The sequence below is a fragment of the Streptomyces sp. NPDC042638 genome (genome assembly GCF_040647235.1).
GTDB lineage: Bacteria > Actinomycetota > Actinomycetes > Streptomycetales > Streptomycetaceae > Streptomyces > Streptomyces rameus.
The window spans coordinates 171,148-186,664 of sequence record NZ_JBEZBT010000003.1 but is presented as its reverse complement, the minus strand read 5'-3'; the positions used below and the strand labels follow the sequence as shown (position 1 = coordinate 186,664).

Genomic DNA, 15,517 nt, shown 5'->3' with positions numbered 1-15,517 from the left:
CTGTTGCTGACATATTGCCGCGCATGAAGCGCGTGTTTCCCGCTGTGTGAGTTTCCCTTCTCCGGCCTGCCGTCCCGGAATTCTTCCTGCCTTTCCCCCTCTTTTTCCCCTGGGAGTCCTCCCATGCACCGTCGTGCCTTTCTCACCTCCCTGGCCGGGGCGTCCGCCGCCGTCGCGGGGCTCAGCGGCTGCGCCAAGGGCGATGCCTCCGCCGACGCCAAGGGCGCCGCCACCAAGCCGCTCGCCGCGAAGGTCCCGGCCGGCACCAGTCTGAAGATCGCCTCCTATCTGGGCCAGCAGCAGCTCCAGTTCAAGCTGGCGAAGCTGCCCGAGCTGCCCTTCACGGTGTCGACCTGGGCGAACATCGGGGCGGGCCCGGATGTGATCAACGCCTTCCGCGCCCATTCCCTCGACCTCGCCAACAACGCGGGCATCCCGCCGATCCAGGCCCACTACCAGGGCTTCGACGCGAAGATCGTGGCGATCGACATCACCCGCAAGCCCAACTACCTCTTCGCCACCAAGCCCGGCAGCGACATCCGCGCGATCGAGGACTTCCGGGGCAAGCGGCTCGCCTTCTCCCAGGGGCAGGCCCAGGGTGTCGTCCTGCTGCGGGCGCTGAAGCAGGCCGGCCTGAAGTACGACGACGTGAAGCTGATCCCGCTGACCAGCAACCAGTTCCTGACCGCGCTGCAGTCCGGCCAGGTGGACATCGCCCCGCTCGCCAACAACCAGGCGCCGGCGTACCTCAAGCAGTACGAGGGGAAGGGCGCCCACGCCATCAGGACCGACGTCGTCGACCTGCTCAACCTGCTGTGGGCGCCGCAGGCGGTGCTGAACGACCCGGCGAAGGCAGCCGCGGTCGCCGCCTACATCCCCCAGTGGGCCAAGGGCCAGGTGTGGGCGTACGAGCACCCGGACGTATGGAACGAGGAGTTCTACGTCAAGACGCAGAACCTGACCCTGGAACAGGCGAAGTCCATCACCGCTCTCGCCAACAAGCCTCTCTTTCCGCCCAGCTGGGACGAGGCGGTCAAGTGGGAGCAGGAGACCGCCGATCTGCTCGCCGAGGGCGGCTTCGTGAAGAAGTTCGACGTGTCCTCGCTCTTCGACCACCGCTTCGAGTCCATAGCCGCCAGGGCCGTACCGGCGGAGTACCGGAGGTGACCGCCGTGACCACGACGACGACAGCCCCTGCGGCGCAGGCCGCCGAGGAGCTTCCCCAGGTCCGCCGGCGCCGCCGGCTCTCCCCCGGCCGTCAGCTGCCCGCCGCCCGGCTCATCGGCCCGCTGCTGCTGCTCGTCCTGTGGGCCGCCGCCTCGGCCGCCGGAACGCTCGACACGGGTGCCGTTCCGGCGCCCTGGACGGTCCTGCGGACCGCCGGCCATCTGTGGACCGACGGCACCCTGCCCACCGATGTGCTGACCTCCCTGGGGCGGGCCGGCTACGGTTTCGCGATCGGCCTGACCGCCGGGGTGCTGCTCGCCCTGGCCTCCGGCCTCAGCCGGGCCGGCGAAGCGCTGATCGACGGGACCGTGCAGCTCAACCGGGCGATCCCCACCCTCGGCCTGATCCCGCTGTTCATCCTCTGGCTGGGCATCGGGGAAACCTTCAAGATCGCCATCATCGCGATCGTCGTCTACGTCCCGATCTATCTGAACACGCACGCCGCGCTGTCCGGCATCGACAGCCGCTTCGTCGAACTCGCCGAGGTACAGGGCCTGTCGAGGTTCACCTTCATCCGTCAGGTCGTGATCCCCGGCGCGCTGCCCGGCTTCTTCGTGGGCCTCCGGCTCGGTGTGACCGGCTCCTGGCTGGGCCTCGTGGTCCTGGAGCAGATCAACGCCACCAGCGGCCTCGGCTACCTGATGTTCCAGGCGCAGAACTACGGCCAGAGCGACGTCATCCTGGTCGGTCTGCTGATCTACGGCGCCTTCGGCCTGGTCTCCGACAGCGTGGTCCGACTCATCGAACGGAGGGTGCTGTCATGGCGCCGCACACTGAGCAGCTGACCCGGCCCACCGTCCGGCTGCGTGGCCTGACCCGGTCGTTCGGCGGCCGTACGGTCCTCGACGGCGTCGACCTCGACCTGCCGGCCGGACAGTTCACGGCCCTGCTCGGCCACAGCGGCTCGGGCAAGTCCACCCTGCTGCGCGCGGTCGCCGGCCTGGACCACGGGGTGACCGGAAGCGGGCAGCTCACCGCGCCCGAACGGGTCTCCGTGGTGTTCCAGGACTCCCGGCTGCTGCCCTGGCGCCGGGTGCTGGACAACGTCCTGCTCGGCCTGGACGGCAAGGACGCCGGGGAACGCGGCCGGGCCGCGCTGCGGGAGGTCGGGCTGGGCGGCCGCGAGCGGGCCTGGCCGGGCGAGCTGTCCGGCGGCGAGGCCCAGCGGGCGGCGCTGGCCCGCTCCCTGGTGCGCGATCCCGAACTCCTGCTCGCGGACGAGCCGTTCGGTGCGCTGGACGCGCTCACCCGGATCCGGATGCACAACCTGCTGCGCGACCTGTGGAAGCGCCACCGGCCGTCCGTGCTGCTGGTCACCCACGACGTGGACGAGGCGATCGTGCTCGCCGACCGGGTCCTCGTGCTGGACCAGGGCCGGATCGGCCTCGACCTGACCATCGACCACCCCCACCCGCGCTCCTACCGCGAGCCGGTGCTGGGTGCCTACCGCGAGCGGCTGCTGGCCGCGCTCGGTGTCACGGAGGACCACGCATGACCAGGCAGCTCCATCTGAACGCGTTCCTGATGAACACCGGCCACCACGAGGCGTCCTGGCGGCTGCCGGAGAGTGATCCGTACGCGCACGTCGACCTCGCCCACTACGTCGGCCTGGCGCGGACCGCCGAACGCGGCACCTTCGACTCCCTCTTCCTCGCCGACGGCCCCCAGCTGTGGAACAACCTGGCCCAGCGGCCGGCCGGCGCCCTGGAACCGCTCACCCTGCTGACCGCGCTGGCGACGGCCACGGAGCACATCGGCCTGATCGCCACCGCGTCCACCTCCTACAACTCCCCCTACAACCTGGCCCGCAAGTTCGCCTCGCTGGACATCATCAGCGGCGGCCGGGCCGGCTGGAACATCGTCACCACCGCCGGTGCCGAGGCCGCCCGCAACTTCGGCCTGGACGCCGAGCCCGCGCACGCCGAGCGGTACGCGCGCGCCGCCGAGTTCCTGGACGTGTCCCTCAAGCTGTGGGACAGCTGGGAGGACGACGCGGTCGTCGCCGACAAGGCGGCCGGCGTGTGGGGCGACGACAGCAAGATCCACCCGCCCCGGCACAAGGGGACGTACTTCAGCGTCGCCGGGGCCCTCAACGTGCCGCGCACGCCGCAGGGCTATCCGCTCCTGGTCCAGGCGGGGTCCTCGGCGGACGGCAAGGCGTTCGCCGCCCGGTACGCGGAGGCAGTGTTCACCGCCCAGCAGACCCTCGCCGACGCACAGGAGTTCTACGCCGACCTCAAGTCCCTCACCGGGCAGGCCGGACGCGACCCCGGGCACATCAAGGTGCTGCCCGGCATCGTCCCGGTGCTCGGGTCCACCGAGGCCGAGGCACGGGCCGCCGAGCAGCTGCTGGAGGACCACATCGTGTACGACCACGGGGTGGGCCGCCTGGAGAGCCTGCTGCACCTGGAGCCCGGGACGCTGGAGCTGGACGCCCCGCTGCCCGCCGGACTGGCACCCGAGTCCGCCATCGAGGGGGCCAAGAGCCGCTACACGCTCGTGGTCGAGCTGGCCCGGCGCGAGCGGCTGACCGTGCGGCAGCTGATCGGGCGGCTCGGCGGCGGGCGCGGGCACCTCACCTTCGCCGGGACGCCCGAGCAGGTCGCCGACCAGATCGAGACCTGGTTCACGCAGGGTGCCGCCGACGGTTTCAACATCATGCCGGCCGTGCTGCCCTCCGGCCTGGACGCCTTCGTCGAACACGTCGTACCGCTCCTGCGCGCCCGTGGCCTGCTGCGCACCGAGTACGGGCCCCGCCGGACCCTGCGGGAGCGCTACGGCCTGCCCCGCCCCGCCAACCAGTACCTGACCCCCGCGTCCGTCTGAGAGGAACCCTCATGTCCATCGAGATCACCAAGGTCACCGCACGCATCGGCGCCCGGGTCTCCGGCGTCGACATCTCCGGACCGCTCGCCCCGGAGCAGGTCGGCGCGATCCGCGAGGCGCTCAACGTCCACAAGGCGCTGGTCTTCGACGACGTCCGCCTGGACGACGCAGGCCAGCAGGCGTTCGCCCGCCATCTCGGCGACCTGACCACCGCCCACCCGACCGTCGGCGCGGTCGAGGACGCCCCGAACGTGCTGCCGGTGGACAGCGAGCGGGGCCGCGCCAACCACTGGCACACCGACGTCACCTTCGTCCTCAATCCGCCGCAGGCCAGCACCCTGCGCTCGCTGACCGTCCCGCCGTACGGCGGCGAGACGCTGATCGCCAACGCGGCGGCGGCCTACCGCGACCTGCCCGAGCCGTTGCGCCGGCTGGCCGACACCCTGTGGGCCGAGCACACGAACGACTACGACTACGCGGTGCCGGACGAGGAGATCGACGAGGAGAAGGCCGCCCAGCGGGCCCAGTTCACCTCCATCACGTACCGCACCGCCCACCCGGTGGTCCGGGTCCACCCGCTGACCGGCGAGCGCGGGCTGTTCATCGGCGGTTTCGCGCAGCGGATCACGGGCCTGTCGGCGGGCGAGTCCCGCAAGATCCTCGACCTGCTCCAGGCGTACGTCACCCGCCCGGAGAACGTGCTGCGCCACCGCTGGTCGGAGAACCAGCTGGTGCTCTTCGACAACCGGATCACCCAGCACTACGCGATCGACAACTACGACGGGCGGCCGCGGCGCCTGCACCGGGTGACCGTCGCCGGTGACGTCCCGGTCGGCATCGAGGGCAAGGAGAGCTACTCGATCGAGGGTGACGCCTCGCACTACACCCCCCTGGCCGCGTAACCGGGGGTTCACCCTGCGTGCAGCGGGTGTCCGTATAGTGGGCGGCCCCTTCGCCTGAGCGGACGGGCCGCCCACACTGGCGGGGTTTTTGCCCGCCTATTGCACTGGGAGAGCCGCGCCCCATGCCCAGCAGCACCACCACGGAGACGCCGCCGCAGGCGGACGCCTCCCTCTCCCACGGCCTCAAGCAGCGCCATCTGTCCATGATCGCCCTCGGCGGGGTGATCGGCGCGGGGCTGTTCGTCGGCTCCGGCGCGGGCATCGCCGCCGCCGGGCCGTCCATCGTGATCGCCTACACCCTCTCCGGCCTCCTGGTGATGCTGGTCATGCGGATGCTGGGCGAGATGTCGGCCGCGTACCCGTCGTCGGGCTCCTTCTCGGCACACGCCGAGCGGGCGATCGGCCCGTGGGCGGGCTTCACCGCCGGATGGTCCTTCTGGGTCCTGCTGTGCACGGCGGTCGGACTGGAGGGCATCGGCGCCGCGAAGATCGTCCAGGGCTGGGTGCCGGGCACTCCGCAGTGGATGTGGGTCGCGCTGTTCATGGTGGTGTTCTGCGGGGCGAACCTGACCGCCGTGAAGAACTTCGGCGAGTTCGAGTTCTGGTTCGCGGCGCTGAAGGTCGGCGCGATCTCCCTCTTCCTGGTCCTCGGCGTGCTGGCCATCGCGGGCGTGCTGCCCGGCACCGACTCCCCCGGCGCGTCCCACCTGACCGACTTCATGCCGAACGGCAGCGAGGGGCTGCTGGTGGGCCTGCTCGCCTCGGTGTTCGCGTACGGCGGCCTGGAGACGGTCACCATCGCGGCGGCCGAGTCGGAGAACCCCGTCCGGGGCGTCGCGTCGGCCGTCCGTACGGCGATGTGGCGCATCGCCCTGTTCTACATCGGCTCGATGGCGGTCGCCGTCACCCTGGTGCCGTGGGACGCCGCGGAGGTCGTGGAGAAGGGCCCGTACGTCGCCACGCTCGACCACCTGGGCATCCCGGGCGCGGGCCGGCTGATGAACGTGGTCGTGCTGGTCGCCCTGCTGTCCGCGATGAACGCCAACATCTACGGCGCCTCACGCATCGCGTACTCGCTGGTCGAGCGCGGCCAGGGCCCGAAGGCGCTGTCCAGGCTGTCCGGCGGGGTGCCCCGGATCGCGGTCCTCACCTCGTGCGTCCTCGGTTTCGTCTGCGTACTGCTCAACTACTGGCGGCCGGACGACATCTTCCGCTGGCTGCTGAACATGATCGGCGCGGTCATCCTGGTCGTCTGGATCTTCATCGCCGTCTCCCAGCTGCTGCTGCGCCGCCGTATCGAGCGCGAGGCCCCCGAGAAGCTGGTCGTGCGCATGTGGGCGTTCCCGTGGCTGACCTGGGTCGCGCTGGCCGGCATGGCGGCGATCTTCGTCCTGATGGCCCGCGAGGCGGACACCCGCGTCCAGCTGTACTCGACGGGCGCCATGACCCTGATCCTGGCGGCGGCCGGCTACGCCTGGCAGCGGGCCCGCGTCCGGCGCTGACCCGTCCTCGCCAAGGCCCCCGCGTACGACACGTGGGGGCCTTTTCTGTTACTCCGGCGCTGTTACTGCTAGCGTGTAGTTGCAACTGTGTTGCAATAAGGATGCCTGCCTCGTGATCGTCTTCTCACCCTTCACGTCGGCGGGCGGAAGAAGGAAGACCCCCGCGAGGACGTGACTCGCGGGGGTCCTCCATGGCCCGTGGGGGCCTACAGGTTGCTGAAGTCCGGTCCCTTGGTGCGGGACCGCTTGATCTCGTAGAAACCCGGCACCGAGGCCACGGCGACCGTGCCGTCCCACAGGCGGGCCGCCTCCTCGCCCTTGGGGGCGGGGGTGACGACCGGGCCGAAGAAGGCGATCTGCTCGCCGTCGGCGCCGGGCACCGCGATGACCGGGGTGCCGACGTCCTGGCCGACCTTGTCGATGCCCTCCTTGTGGGAGGCGCGCAGCTCCGTGTCGTAGGTGTCCTTGTCCACGAACTCGACCAGGTCGGCGGGCAGGCCGGCGTCGGCGAGGGCGGCGGCGATGCTGTCGCGGTTCACCCCGAGGCCCTCGTTGTGGAAGCGGGTGCCGAGCGCGGTGTAGAGCTTGCCGACCACCTCGTCGCCGTGCAGCTGCTGGGCGGCGATCGCCACCCGGACCGGGCCCCAGGTCGAGCCGCCGGGCCGCATGTTCTCGGCGTACTCCGCCGGCAGCTCGTCCAGCCTGTCCTCGTTGAGGACGGCCAGGCTCATCACGTGCCAACGGACCTCGATGTCGCGGACCTTCTCCACTTCCAGCACCCAGCGGGAGGTCATCCAGGCCCAGGGGCACACCGGGTCGAACCAGAAGTCGACGGGGGTCTTGCCGGACGAGGTGGGGCTCTCGGACATGGCGCTCCTCTGCGAAACGGTCTTTCGCAGCGTCAACGAGGTCACCGCCACCCGCATTCCCCGCTGTCCGCCGTCAGGAGCACATGGCAGGATCGGTCCTGTTCAGCCACCATCCACGCGATCACGAGGGAGTGCCGTCCGTGCCCGGTGAGAATCTGTCCCGCGACGAGGCCCGGGAGCGGGCCGCCCTGCTGTCCGTCGACGGGTACGACGTCTTCCTGGACCTCCGGTCCGCCGTCGGCGACGGGAACGGCGAGCCGCGCACGTTCCGCTCGGTGACCACCGTCCGTTTCCGCTGCACCGAGCCCGGGGCGTCCAGCTTCGCCGACCTGATCGCGCCGGGCGTCACGTCCGTCTCGCTCAACGGCCGGGACCTCGACCCCGGCGAGGTCTTCGACGGCTCCCGGATCGCGCTGGAGGACCTGGCCGCGGAGAACGAGCTGGTGGTGGACGCGCAGTGCGCCTACTCGCGCACCGGCGAGGGCATGCACCGCTTCGTCGACCCGGAGGACGGCGAGGTCTACCTGTACACGCAGTACGAGCCGGCCGACTCCCGCCGCGTGTTCGCGAACTTCGAGCAGCCGGACCTGAAGGCGCCGTACCGCTTCGAGGTGCGGGCGCCCGAGGGATGGACGGTGTGGAGCAACGGCGCCGGTGAACTCACCGACGGCGTCTGGCGGTTCGCCGAGACCAAGCCGATCTCGACGTACATCACGTGTGTGGTGGCGGGCCGGTACCACTACGTGACCGACTCCTACACGCGCACCCTCGACGACGGCACGAAGCTGGAGATCCCGCTGGGCGCGATGTGCCGCAGGGGCCTCGCCCCGCACTTCGACGCCGCGGACGTCTTCCTGGTCACCAAGCAGGGCCTGGACTTCTTCCACGACCACTTCGACTACCCGTACCCGTTCGGGAAGTACGACCAGGCGTTCGTGCCGGAGTACAACCTGGGCGCGATGGAGAACCCGGGCCTGGTGACCTTCCGGGAGGAGTACATCTTCCGCGGGAAGGTGACGCAGGCGTCGTACGAGGCGCGGGCCAACGTCATCCTGCACGAGATGGCGCACATGTGGTTCGGGGACCTGGTCACGATGGTCTGGTGGGACGACCTGTGGCTGAAGGAGTCCTTCGCGGACTTCATGGGCACGTTCGCGAACGTGGGCGCCACCCGTTTCAAGGACGCCTGGATCACCTTCGCCAACCGCCGCAAGGCCTGGGCCTACCGCGCGGACCAGCTGCCCTCCACGCATCCGATCACGGCCGACATCCGGGACCTGCAGGACGCCAAGCTGAACTTCGACGGCATCACCTACGCCAAGGGCGCCTCGGTGCTCAAGCAGCTGGTGGCTTACGTCGGCCAGGAGGCGTTCCTGGAGGGCGCCCGGCGTTACTTCAAGCGCAACGCGTACGGCAACACGCGCCTGGGCGACCTGCTGTCGGTGCTGGCCGAGACGAGCGGCCGGGACATGACGGGGTGGTCCCGGTCCTGGCTGCAGACGGCGGGGGTGAACTCGCTGACCCCGCAGGTGCTGCTGGACACCACCGGCGGCCGGATCGCCGAGCTGGCGGTGGTCCAGGAGGCTCCGGAGGCGCACCCGACGCTGCGCCCGCACCGGGTCGCGGTGGGGCTGTACCGGCGTACTCCGGCGGGCACGCTGGAGCGGTACGCGCGCGTGGAGACGGACGTGGACGGCCCGCGTACGGTCGTGGCGGAGCTGGCGGGCGCCGAGGCGCCGGAGCTGGTGCTGGTCAACGACGACGACCTCACCTTCTGCAAGATCCGCTTCGACGAGACCTCGCTGGCCACCCTGCGCGCGCACCTGGGCGAGCTGACCGACCCGCTGGCCCGGGCGCTGTGCTGGTCGGCGCTGTGGAACCTGACCCGGGACGGGCTGCTGCCGGCCCGGGAGTTCATCGGCCTGGTGCTGCGGTTCGCGGGCCGCGAGTCGGACATCGGCGTGCTCCAGATGCTGCACGCCTGGGCGGACTCGGCACTGACGCACTACGCGGCGCCCGCGTGGCGGGAGACCGGCGGGCAGCTGCTGGCCGAGGGCGCGCTGCGGGAGCTGCGGGCGGCCGGGCCGGGCAGCGAGCACCAGCTCGCCTGGGCGAGGTTCTTCGCGGCGGTGGCCGCCGCGGGGCCGGACCTGAAGCTGTTGGAGGAGCTGCTGGACGGTACGACCGAGGTCGAGGGCCTGACGGTGGACCAGGAGCTGCGCTGGGCGTTCCTGGAGCCGCTGGCGGCGCACGGCGCGGCCGACGAGTCGGTGCTGGCGGCGGAGCTGGCCCGGGACGACACCGCGTCCGGCAAGCGGCACCAGGTGCGCTGCCTGGCCGCGCGCCCGTCGGCGGCGGTCAAGGCGCAGGCGTGGGCGCAGGTGGTGGAGGCGGACACGCTGTCCAACGCGCTGGTGGAGGCGACGATCGCGGGCTTCGGGCAGCCGTCGCAGCGGGAGCTGACCGCGCCGTACGCGCAGTTGTACTTCGCGGCGATCGAGCGGGTGTGGCGCGAGCGGTCGATCCAGATCGGCATGGACGTGGTCCGTGGCCTGTTCCCGGTGTTCCAGGACCGTCCGGAGACCCTGGAGGCGACGGACGCGTGGCTGGCGGCGCACGAGGACGCGGCCCCGGCGCTGCGCCGGCTGGTGCTGGAGGCGCGGGACGACCTGGCGCGGGCACTGGGCGCACAGGCGTGCGACGCGGCGGCCTCCGACCGGCGAGCTTTGGCCTGAGCTTGCCCGGTCGGTGACCGTTACGAGATCCGGGCACACACCGCCGTAACCCCTGGTCCGCACCTGATCGGACCAGGGGTTTTCGGTGCCTACTCGGCACCCGAACATCTGACCTTTAGTCCCGTCTTGTCCGCATTCTTCGACGGCCGTGTAACAACGGTTAAGAGCGGGACCGGGTGCGGGAATCCCGACGCCATGACCCACAACACCCCGCTCTCCCCCCGCCCCCTGCGCCACCTCTCCGACGCCCACCGCCGTGTCCTGACGACGGCTCAGCTGCGCGCCCACGGCGTGCCGGCCGCCGAACTGGGCGAGCAGTGCCGCCCCGACGGTCCCTGGCAAGAGCTGCTCCCGAACGTGATCCTGCTGCACCCCGGGCCGCCCACCGGCGAGGAGCGGCTGCACGGCGCCCTGCTGTACGCGGCCCGCACGGCGGAGCCGGGCGTCCCGGTCCAGCCGACGGCCCAGAGCCCGCACCGGCCGGTCTACGCGGAGGCGGTCGTCACCGGGCCGGCGGCGCTGACCCTGCACGGCTTCTCGTCCACCCCGCCGCTGCCCTCGCTGGAGCACGTGGACGTCCTGGTCCCCCGGTCGCGCCGACTGCGCTCCACGGGTTACGTCCGCATCCTGCGCACCACCGCCCTGCCCGCTCCGCAGGCCGTGGCGGGCCTGCCGGTGGCGCCGGTGCCACGGGCCCTGGCGGACACGGTGGCGGAGCTGACGGACGCGGAGGCGGTACGCCGGCTGCTGACCGAGTCGGTGCGCGGCGGCCACTGCGAACCGGCGGCCGTGGTGCGGGAGCTGACCCAGGCGAAGCTGCTGAGCCGGCCGCACGTGGTGGACGCGGTGGACGCGCTGCTCGCGGAGGGCCGCTCGATCGCCGAGGACCGCCTGTACCGGATGGTGCGTGAGCACGGCCTGCCCGACCCCGTCTGGAACGTCGACCTGCGCCTGCCCGGCGGCCCGCACCTGGGCGGCGTGGACGCCTACTGGCCCGACCAGGCGGTCGCCGTCGAACTCGACACGCGCGCGCCGCGCCAGGGCCATCCGCAGGACGACGACGCGCTGTGGTCGGAGTACGCCCTCAAGCGCGAGCACCTCGAACGCCTCGGCATCACGGTCGTGTACATCACGCCGAGGAAGCTGCGGGAGTCCCTGGAGCAGCAGGCGGCGGTGGTACGGACGGCGCTGATGGCGTCCGGTGACCGCGACCCGGCCGCCTACGTCGTGGTCCTGCCCCGGTAGTGACGGACCGGGACCGGCGGCGGGAGGGCCGCCGGAAGGGCGTTCAGGAGGGGAGAGGAGGGGCTGCCGGCCCGGACGCCGGCGGCCCCTCCCCGTGCGTGCCGCCGCCGGGCAACTTCTGCTGCGCCACCGGGGTGAGGGTTCACCGGAACGGACGAGCGGGGCGGGCGGCGCCGCGCGGGCCGCGGTATCAGGAGAGACATGAGAAAGCCCCGAATAGCGGCCGGTGCGTGCTCCCTCCTCCTCGCGGCGGCCTGTGCGTTCGCCGGCCCCGCGACGGCACAAGTGGCGTCCTCGACCGTGGCCGGCGGCTATGTGGCCCTCGGTGACTCCTACTCCTCCGGTGTCGGAGCCGGCGACTACCTGGCCTCGGGCAAGGAGTGCAAGCGCAGCAGCCGGGCCTACCCGGTGCTGTGGGCCGAGGCCCACGCGCCGGCGACCTTCAGCTTCGCCGCGTGCAACGGCGCCGGCGCGAAGGACGTCCTGAAGGAGCAGCTCGGCCATCTCAGCGCCCGCACCGGCCTGGTCACCCTGACCGTCGGCGGCAGCGACACGGGATTCGTCAGCGTCCTGGCGACCTGCGCGCTGGGCGGCACCGAGCGGTGCCTGTCCGCCGTCTCCCGCTCCCGCGCCGTCATGGACGGCCCGCTCGCGGGCGATCTCGACGTCCTCTACACGGCCATCCGGAGCCGGGCGCCCGCCGCCCGTGTCGTGGTGCTCGGCTACCCGCACCTCTACCACCTCAGCGGCAGCTGCGCGCTGGGCCTTCAGGACGGTGAACGCACCACCCTCAACGACGCCGTGGACCACCTCAACGCGGTGATCGCCCAGCGCGCCGCCGTCCACGGGTTCATCTTCGCCGACGTGACCGGGGCCTTCGCGGGCCACGAGATCTGCTCGTCCAGCCCCTGGCTGCACAGCGTCGACGTGCTGGCGATCACCGAGTCGTACCACCCGACGGCACCGGGCCAGTCACTCGGCTACCTGCCGGCCCTCACCCACGCGACCTGACCCCCACCCCACGGCCCCCACGGCCCGCCCACGGGCTCCCACACCCGCCAGCGGCGGCCGGGGGCCGCGGGCCCGGAAGCCGGGAACCTGGGAGCCGCGAGCGCGGGGGCCGGAGGCCGGGGCCCGCGAGCCCGGGGGCCAGAAGCCGGAGCCGGAAGCCTGGGAGCCGCGTGCCCGGAACGCGGAGCCGGAAGCCTGGGAGCCGCGAACCCGGAGCCGGGGGCCGGGGCCGGGGGCCGGGCCGGGAGCCGGGGAGCCGGGGAGCCGGGGAGCCAGGGAGCCGGGCCCGGAGCCGGGGAGCCGGGACCGGGAGCCGGGACCGGGAGCCGGGACCGGGAGCCGGGACCGGGAGCCGGGGCCGGACCGGGAGCCGGGACCGGGCCGGGAGCCGGGACCGGGCCGGGAGACCGGGGCCGGGACCGGGAGCCGGGACCGGGCCGGGAGACCGGGGCCGGGACCGGGAGACCGGGGCCGGGTCAGGAGGCCGGGAGCCGGGGACCGGCGGCGGGCCGGGGCCGGGGCCGGGTGGGCTAGAGGGGGTCGGGGAGTGTCGGGAGGCGCGAGGCTCGGGTGTAGACGTCCTCGAGCAGCGTGGCGTACGCCGCGATCATGCGCGTACGGCTGAAGCGTTCGCGGCTCGCCGCCAGCGCCGGGGTGAGACCGGCGCGGCCGGCGACCGCCGCCGTCCAGGCCAGGGCGACGGCCTCCGGGTCCTGCGGGGTCACGAACCCGTGACCCCGGACTATCTCCGCGCTGTCGCCGACGTCCGTCGTCACGGGGACGGCGCCGCACATCATGCCCTCGATCAGGCACAGCGGCGCCGCCTCCCCGGAGGCGGAGGTCAGGGCGACGACGTCGGCCCCGGCGTAGACGGTCTCCATGTCGCGGCGTACGCCGAGGTGGCGGACCCGGCCCGCGAGGTGCCGGTCCGCGCCGAACGCGGTCGCGATGTCGGCCGACAGGGCGGCGTTCGCGCCGTCCATGCCCGCGCCGCACATCAGCACCTGTCCCTCGGGCTCGCGGGCGAGAAAGGCGCGGGCGGCCCGCAGCAGGAGCGGGACGTTCTTCATCGTGGCGTAGCGGGCCGCGAAGACGATCACCGGGGCCGCGGCCGGGATGCCCAGGGACGCGCGGAAGGCGAGCCGGGCCGCCGCGTCCGGGCGGAAGCGCAGGAGGTCCACCCCGTTGGGGATGACGTGCAGCAGTTCGCGCGGGACGCCCGCGGCCTCGTACGCGGCCCGCGTCGACTCGGCGCAGCACACGCACGCCGCCACCGTGCCGTCGGCGATGGCGGCCCGCAGCTCGTCCAGGGCGGGGCCCTGGTTCTCGGGATCGGAGCGGTGCAGGCAGACCACGACCGGGCGGCGGGGCAGCCCGGCCTGGTTGAGCAGCGCCAGCGGCTGCTCCTTCAGCGAGAGGATCACGTCGGCCGCGGCCATCGACCGTGCGGTCTCGGCCAGCTCCGGCCCGCTGAAAACATCCGCCGCGACCGCGCCGTCCACCAGGCCGGCGGTGCGGCCCAGCGAGGTGACACCGACCGCGCCGGCGGTCAGCGCCCGGTAGCAGGCGTCGTCCTCCATGCGCTGCCGGGTGGCCTCGCGATGGACCTCGCCATGGATGCTGAGCACCTGGTGGGACTGGCCGCCCTCGGCCAGTCCCAGAACGACGTCGGAGTGCACGATCCGGGCTCCCCCGGAGAAGAAGCCCTCGTAGACCGACAGCACACGCAGCTCGTGCCTCGCACGCACACGACCACCCGCCTTGCATAAATGATCGAAAAGATCCAGCCATCCCCGTTCACAGCGGGTTAGCCGATATGAGGCGGTACGGACATTGCGTGCGAGTTAACGCAGAACTACGCGAATGAAACGTCGGCTAACAGAATTCCTTCTCGATCACGGGCGCCGGCTCGCCCGTCCAGTCCGCGTTGAAATTGAGGGCGAGGGAATGCCGGCCGTCCGCCGTCGTCACCGCCGAGGACGTGGAACCGTGGATGCCGCCGTCGTGGCCCCAGACGTGAACACCGCAGGTCAGTGTGGTGTCCATCAGCCCGAGGCCGTAGCGGACGTTCGGGACACCGTCGATCTTCACCGTGGTCTTCATCTCCTTCAGCTGGTGCGCCGGCAGGAGCTTTCCGCGCAGCAGCGCGCTGTAGAAGCGGTCCAGGTCCGCGGAATCCGAGATCATTTCGCCCGCCGAGGAGGCGAGGGAGGGGTTGAGGGCCGTGACGTCGTACGTCGGACCCGTCGCCGTCTCCGCGAGCTTGGAGTAGGCCCGGTTGCTGGGCCGCGGGACGGTGACCCGGGTGCCGGGGACGGACGTGGCCGTCAGGTGCAGGGGGTCGATGACGCGGCGGGTGATCTCGGTGGCGTAGGAGCGGCCGGTCACCTTCTCGATCACCATGCCGGCCAGGACGTAGTTGGTGTTGGAGTAGCTCCAGGACGTGCCCGGCGCGAACTCCGGTTCGTGCCGCATCGCGATCGCCACCAGGGCGCCCGGGGTGAGGGTGTCGTAGCGGTGCCGGAAGAAGCCGTCCTTGAGGAAGTGGGCGCGGGCGAAGTCGTCGTCGGACGTGTAGTCGTAGATGCCGCTGGTGTGGTTGAGCAGCCGGCGGACGGTGATGTGCCGGCCGTCGTGGCCGTGGCCGCGCACCACGCCGGGCAGCCACCGGTCGACCTTGTCGTCCAGGGAGAGCCGGCCCTCCGCCTCCAGCTGGAGCAGCACGGTGGCCACGAAGGTCTTGGTGATGCTGCCGACGCGGTAGCGGTCGGCGGCCGAGCGGTGCCCGCCCGTGCGCAGGTCGCCGACGCCCGCCGTCGTGGACCAGGTGCCGTGGGTGTCCCTCGCGGTGGCGGTCACGCCGGGCACACCGGCCTCGACCGCCGCCTCGATCGCCTCACGGGTGGCCGAGTGGCCGCCGCCGGAGTGACTGCCGGAGGCGGCCACGGCCGGGCCCGCCAGGGCCGCCGTGAGGAGCAGGGCGGTGCTGCCCACCAGAGTCGCGCGTACGCGCATGTGTTCCCCCAACCTGTGCTGTGTGACGCGGTCGGGGGTGAGGACCCGAGGGCGCCGCGCGAAGGTTGCCTCGGCGCGGGGCGGTTGAGCGGCTTTCAGCCTTTCTCCGACACCGGCCCGGCATCCCGGCCGGCCGCGCCGCCGGCGAGGGTCGCGGGCGGTGCGGAGGCGGACGTCCGCTCACG

General features: G+C 72.2%; 12 protein-coding genes. 9 read left to right on the top strand and 3 right to left on the bottom strand.

Features of this window, described 5'->3' with window-relative positions; genetic code table 11:
- Positions 1–123: 123 nt before the first annotated feature.
- The 6 genes from AB0B40_RS03955 to AB0B40_RS03930 all read left to right on the top strand — a co-directional run bounded on the left by AB0B40_RS03955 (position 124) and on the right by AB0B40_RS03930 (position 6,457).
- Positions 124–1,167: an ABC transporter substrate-binding protein gene (locus AB0B40_RS03955; RefSeq protein ID WP_345047740.1), complete on the top strand. Its 1,044-nt coding sequence runs from the start codon at positions 124–126 to the stop codon at positions 1,165–1,167.
- Positions 1,164–2,012, top strand: coding sequence for an ABC transporter permease (locus AB0B40_RS03950; protein ID WP_362262657.1), 849 nt, complete (start codon positions 1,164–1,166; stop codon positions 2,010–2,012). Before AB0B40_RS03955 ends, AB0B40_RS03950 begins: the two co-directional genes overlap by 4 nt.
- A complete protein-coding gene (locus AB0B40_RS03945; protein WP_362262654.1) occupies positions 1,988–2,722 on the top strand; it encodes an ABC transporter ATP-binding protein in 735 nt (244 codons plus the stop codon). The genes AB0B40_RS03950 and AB0B40_RS03945 overlap by 25 nt, the downstream gene beginning before the upstream one ends.
- Positions 2,719–4,053, top strand: a complete 1,335-nt coding sequence (locus AB0B40_RS03940; RefSeq protein ID WP_345047743.1) for an LLM class flavin-dependent oxidoreductase — start codon at positions 2,719–2,721, stop codon at positions 4,051–4,053. Before AB0B40_RS03945 ends, AB0B40_RS03940 begins: the two co-directional genes overlap by 4 nt.
- 11 nt (positions 4,054–4,064) lie before the next feature.
- Positions 4,065–4,955: a TauD/TfdA family dioxygenase gene (locus AB0B40_RS03935; protein WP_345047744.1), complete on the top strand. Its 891-nt coding sequence runs from the start codon at positions 4,065–4,067 to the stop codon at positions 4,953–4,955.
- Between the two features lie 122 nt (positions 4,956–5,077).
- Positions 5,078–6,457 carry an amino acid permease gene (locus AB0B40_RS03930; protein WP_345047746.1) on the top strand — a complete coding sequence of 460 codons (1,380 nt, stop codon included), beginning with the start codon at positions 5,078–5,080 and terminating at the stop codon, positions 6,455–6,457.
- 206 nt (positions 6,458–6,663) lie between these two features.
- Here the strand turns inward: AB0B40_RS03930 and AB0B40_RS03925 are convergent, their stop codons facing one another.
- Complete coding sequence (locus AB0B40_RS03925) at positions 6,664–7,326, bottom strand: DsbA family protein (RefSeq protein WP_345047748.1); 663 nt, start codon at positions 7,324–7,326, stop codon at positions 6,664–6,666.
- 140 nt (positions 7,327–7,466) lie between these two features.
- Here AB0B40_RS03925 and pepN point away from each other — a divergent pair, with 140 nt between their 5' ends.
- The 3 genes from pepN to AB0B40_RS03910 all read left to right on the top strand — a co-directional run bounded on the left by pepN (position 7,467) and on the right by AB0B40_RS03910 (position 12,317).
- Positions 7,467–10,061 (top strand): aminopeptidase N, encoded by a 2,595-nt coding sequence (gene pepN, locus AB0B40_RS03920; protein ID WP_362262800.1) that lies wholly within the window; start codon positions 7,467–7,469, stop codon positions 10,059–10,061.
- A 195-nt stretch (positions 10,062–10,256) separates the two neighbouring features.
- The gene (locus AB0B40_RS03915) at positions 10,257–11,306 is read left to right on the top strand and encodes a hypothetical protein (RefSeq protein WP_345047749.1); all 1,050 of its coding nucleotides are present in this window, start codon (positions 10,257–10,259) and stop codon (positions 11,304–11,306) included.
- A 201-nt stretch (positions 11,307–11,507) separates the two neighbouring features.
- Positions 11,508–12,317 carry an SGNH/GDSL hydrolase family protein gene (locus AB0B40_RS03910; RefSeq protein WP_345047750.1) on the top strand — a complete coding sequence of 270 codons (810 nt, stop codon included), beginning with the start codon at positions 11,508–11,510 and terminating at the stop codon, positions 12,315–12,317.
- A gap of 530 nt (positions 12,318–12,847) precedes the next feature.
- Here the strand turns inward: AB0B40_RS03910 and AB0B40_RS03905 are convergent.
- Both AB0B40_RS03905 and AB0B40_RS03900 read right to left on the bottom strand, forming a co-directional pair.
- The gene (locus tag AB0B40_RS03905; protein WP_362262797.1) at positions 12,848–14,041 is read right to left on the bottom strand and encodes a glycosyltransferase; all 1,194 of its coding nucleotides are present in this window, start codon (positions 14,039–14,041) and stop codon (positions 12,848–12,850) included.
- Between the two features lie 151 nt (positions 14,042–14,192).
- Positions 14,193–15,332: a serine hydrolase domain-containing protein gene (locus AB0B40_RS03900; RefSeq protein ID WP_362262647.1), complete on the bottom strand. Its 1,140-nt coding sequence runs from the start codon at positions 15,330–15,332 to the stop codon at positions 14,193–14,195.
- Positions 15,333–15,517: the final 185 nt, after the last annotated feature.

Excerpts from the sequence above, each read along its gene's own strand:
- AB0B40_RS03900 (WP_362262647.1), bottom strand. The coding sequence starts at position 15,332 with ATGCGCGTACGCGCGACTCTGGTGGGCAGCACCGCCCTGCTCCTCACG.
- AB0B40_RS03935 (WP_345047744.1), top strand. The coding sequence starts at position 4,065 with ATGTCCATCGAGATCACCAAGGTCACCGCACGCATCGGCGCCCGGGTC.
- AB0B40_RS03915 (WP_345047749.1), top strand. The coding sequence starts at position 10,257 with ATGACCCACAACACCCCGCTCTCCCCCCGCCCCCTGCGCCACCTCTCC.
- AB0B40_RS03955 (WP_345047740.1), top strand. The coding sequence starts at position 124 with ATGCACCGTCGTGCCTTTCTCACCTCCCTGGCCGGGGCGTCCGCCGCC.
- AB0B40_RS03940 (WP_345047743.1), top strand. The coding sequence starts at position 2,719 with ATGACCAGGCAGCTCCATCTGAACGCGTTCCTGATGAACACCGGCCAC.
- AB0B40_RS03925 (WP_345047748.1), bottom strand. The coding sequence starts at position 7,326 with ATGTCCGAGAGCCCCACCTCGTCCGGCAAGACCCCCGTCGACTTCTGG.
- AB0B40_RS03930 (WP_345047746.1), top strand. The coding sequence starts at position 5,078 with ATGCCCAGCAGCACCACCACGGAGACGCCGCCGCAGGCGGACGCCTCC.
- AB0B40_RS03945 (WP_362262654.1), top strand. The coding sequence starts at position 1,988 with ATGGCGCCGCACACTGAGCAGCTGACCCGGCCCACCGTCCGGCTGCGT.
- AB0B40_RS03910 (WP_345047750.1), top strand. The coding sequence starts at position 11,508 with ATGAGAAAGCCCCGAATAGCGGCCGGTGCGTGCTCCCTCCTCCTCGCG.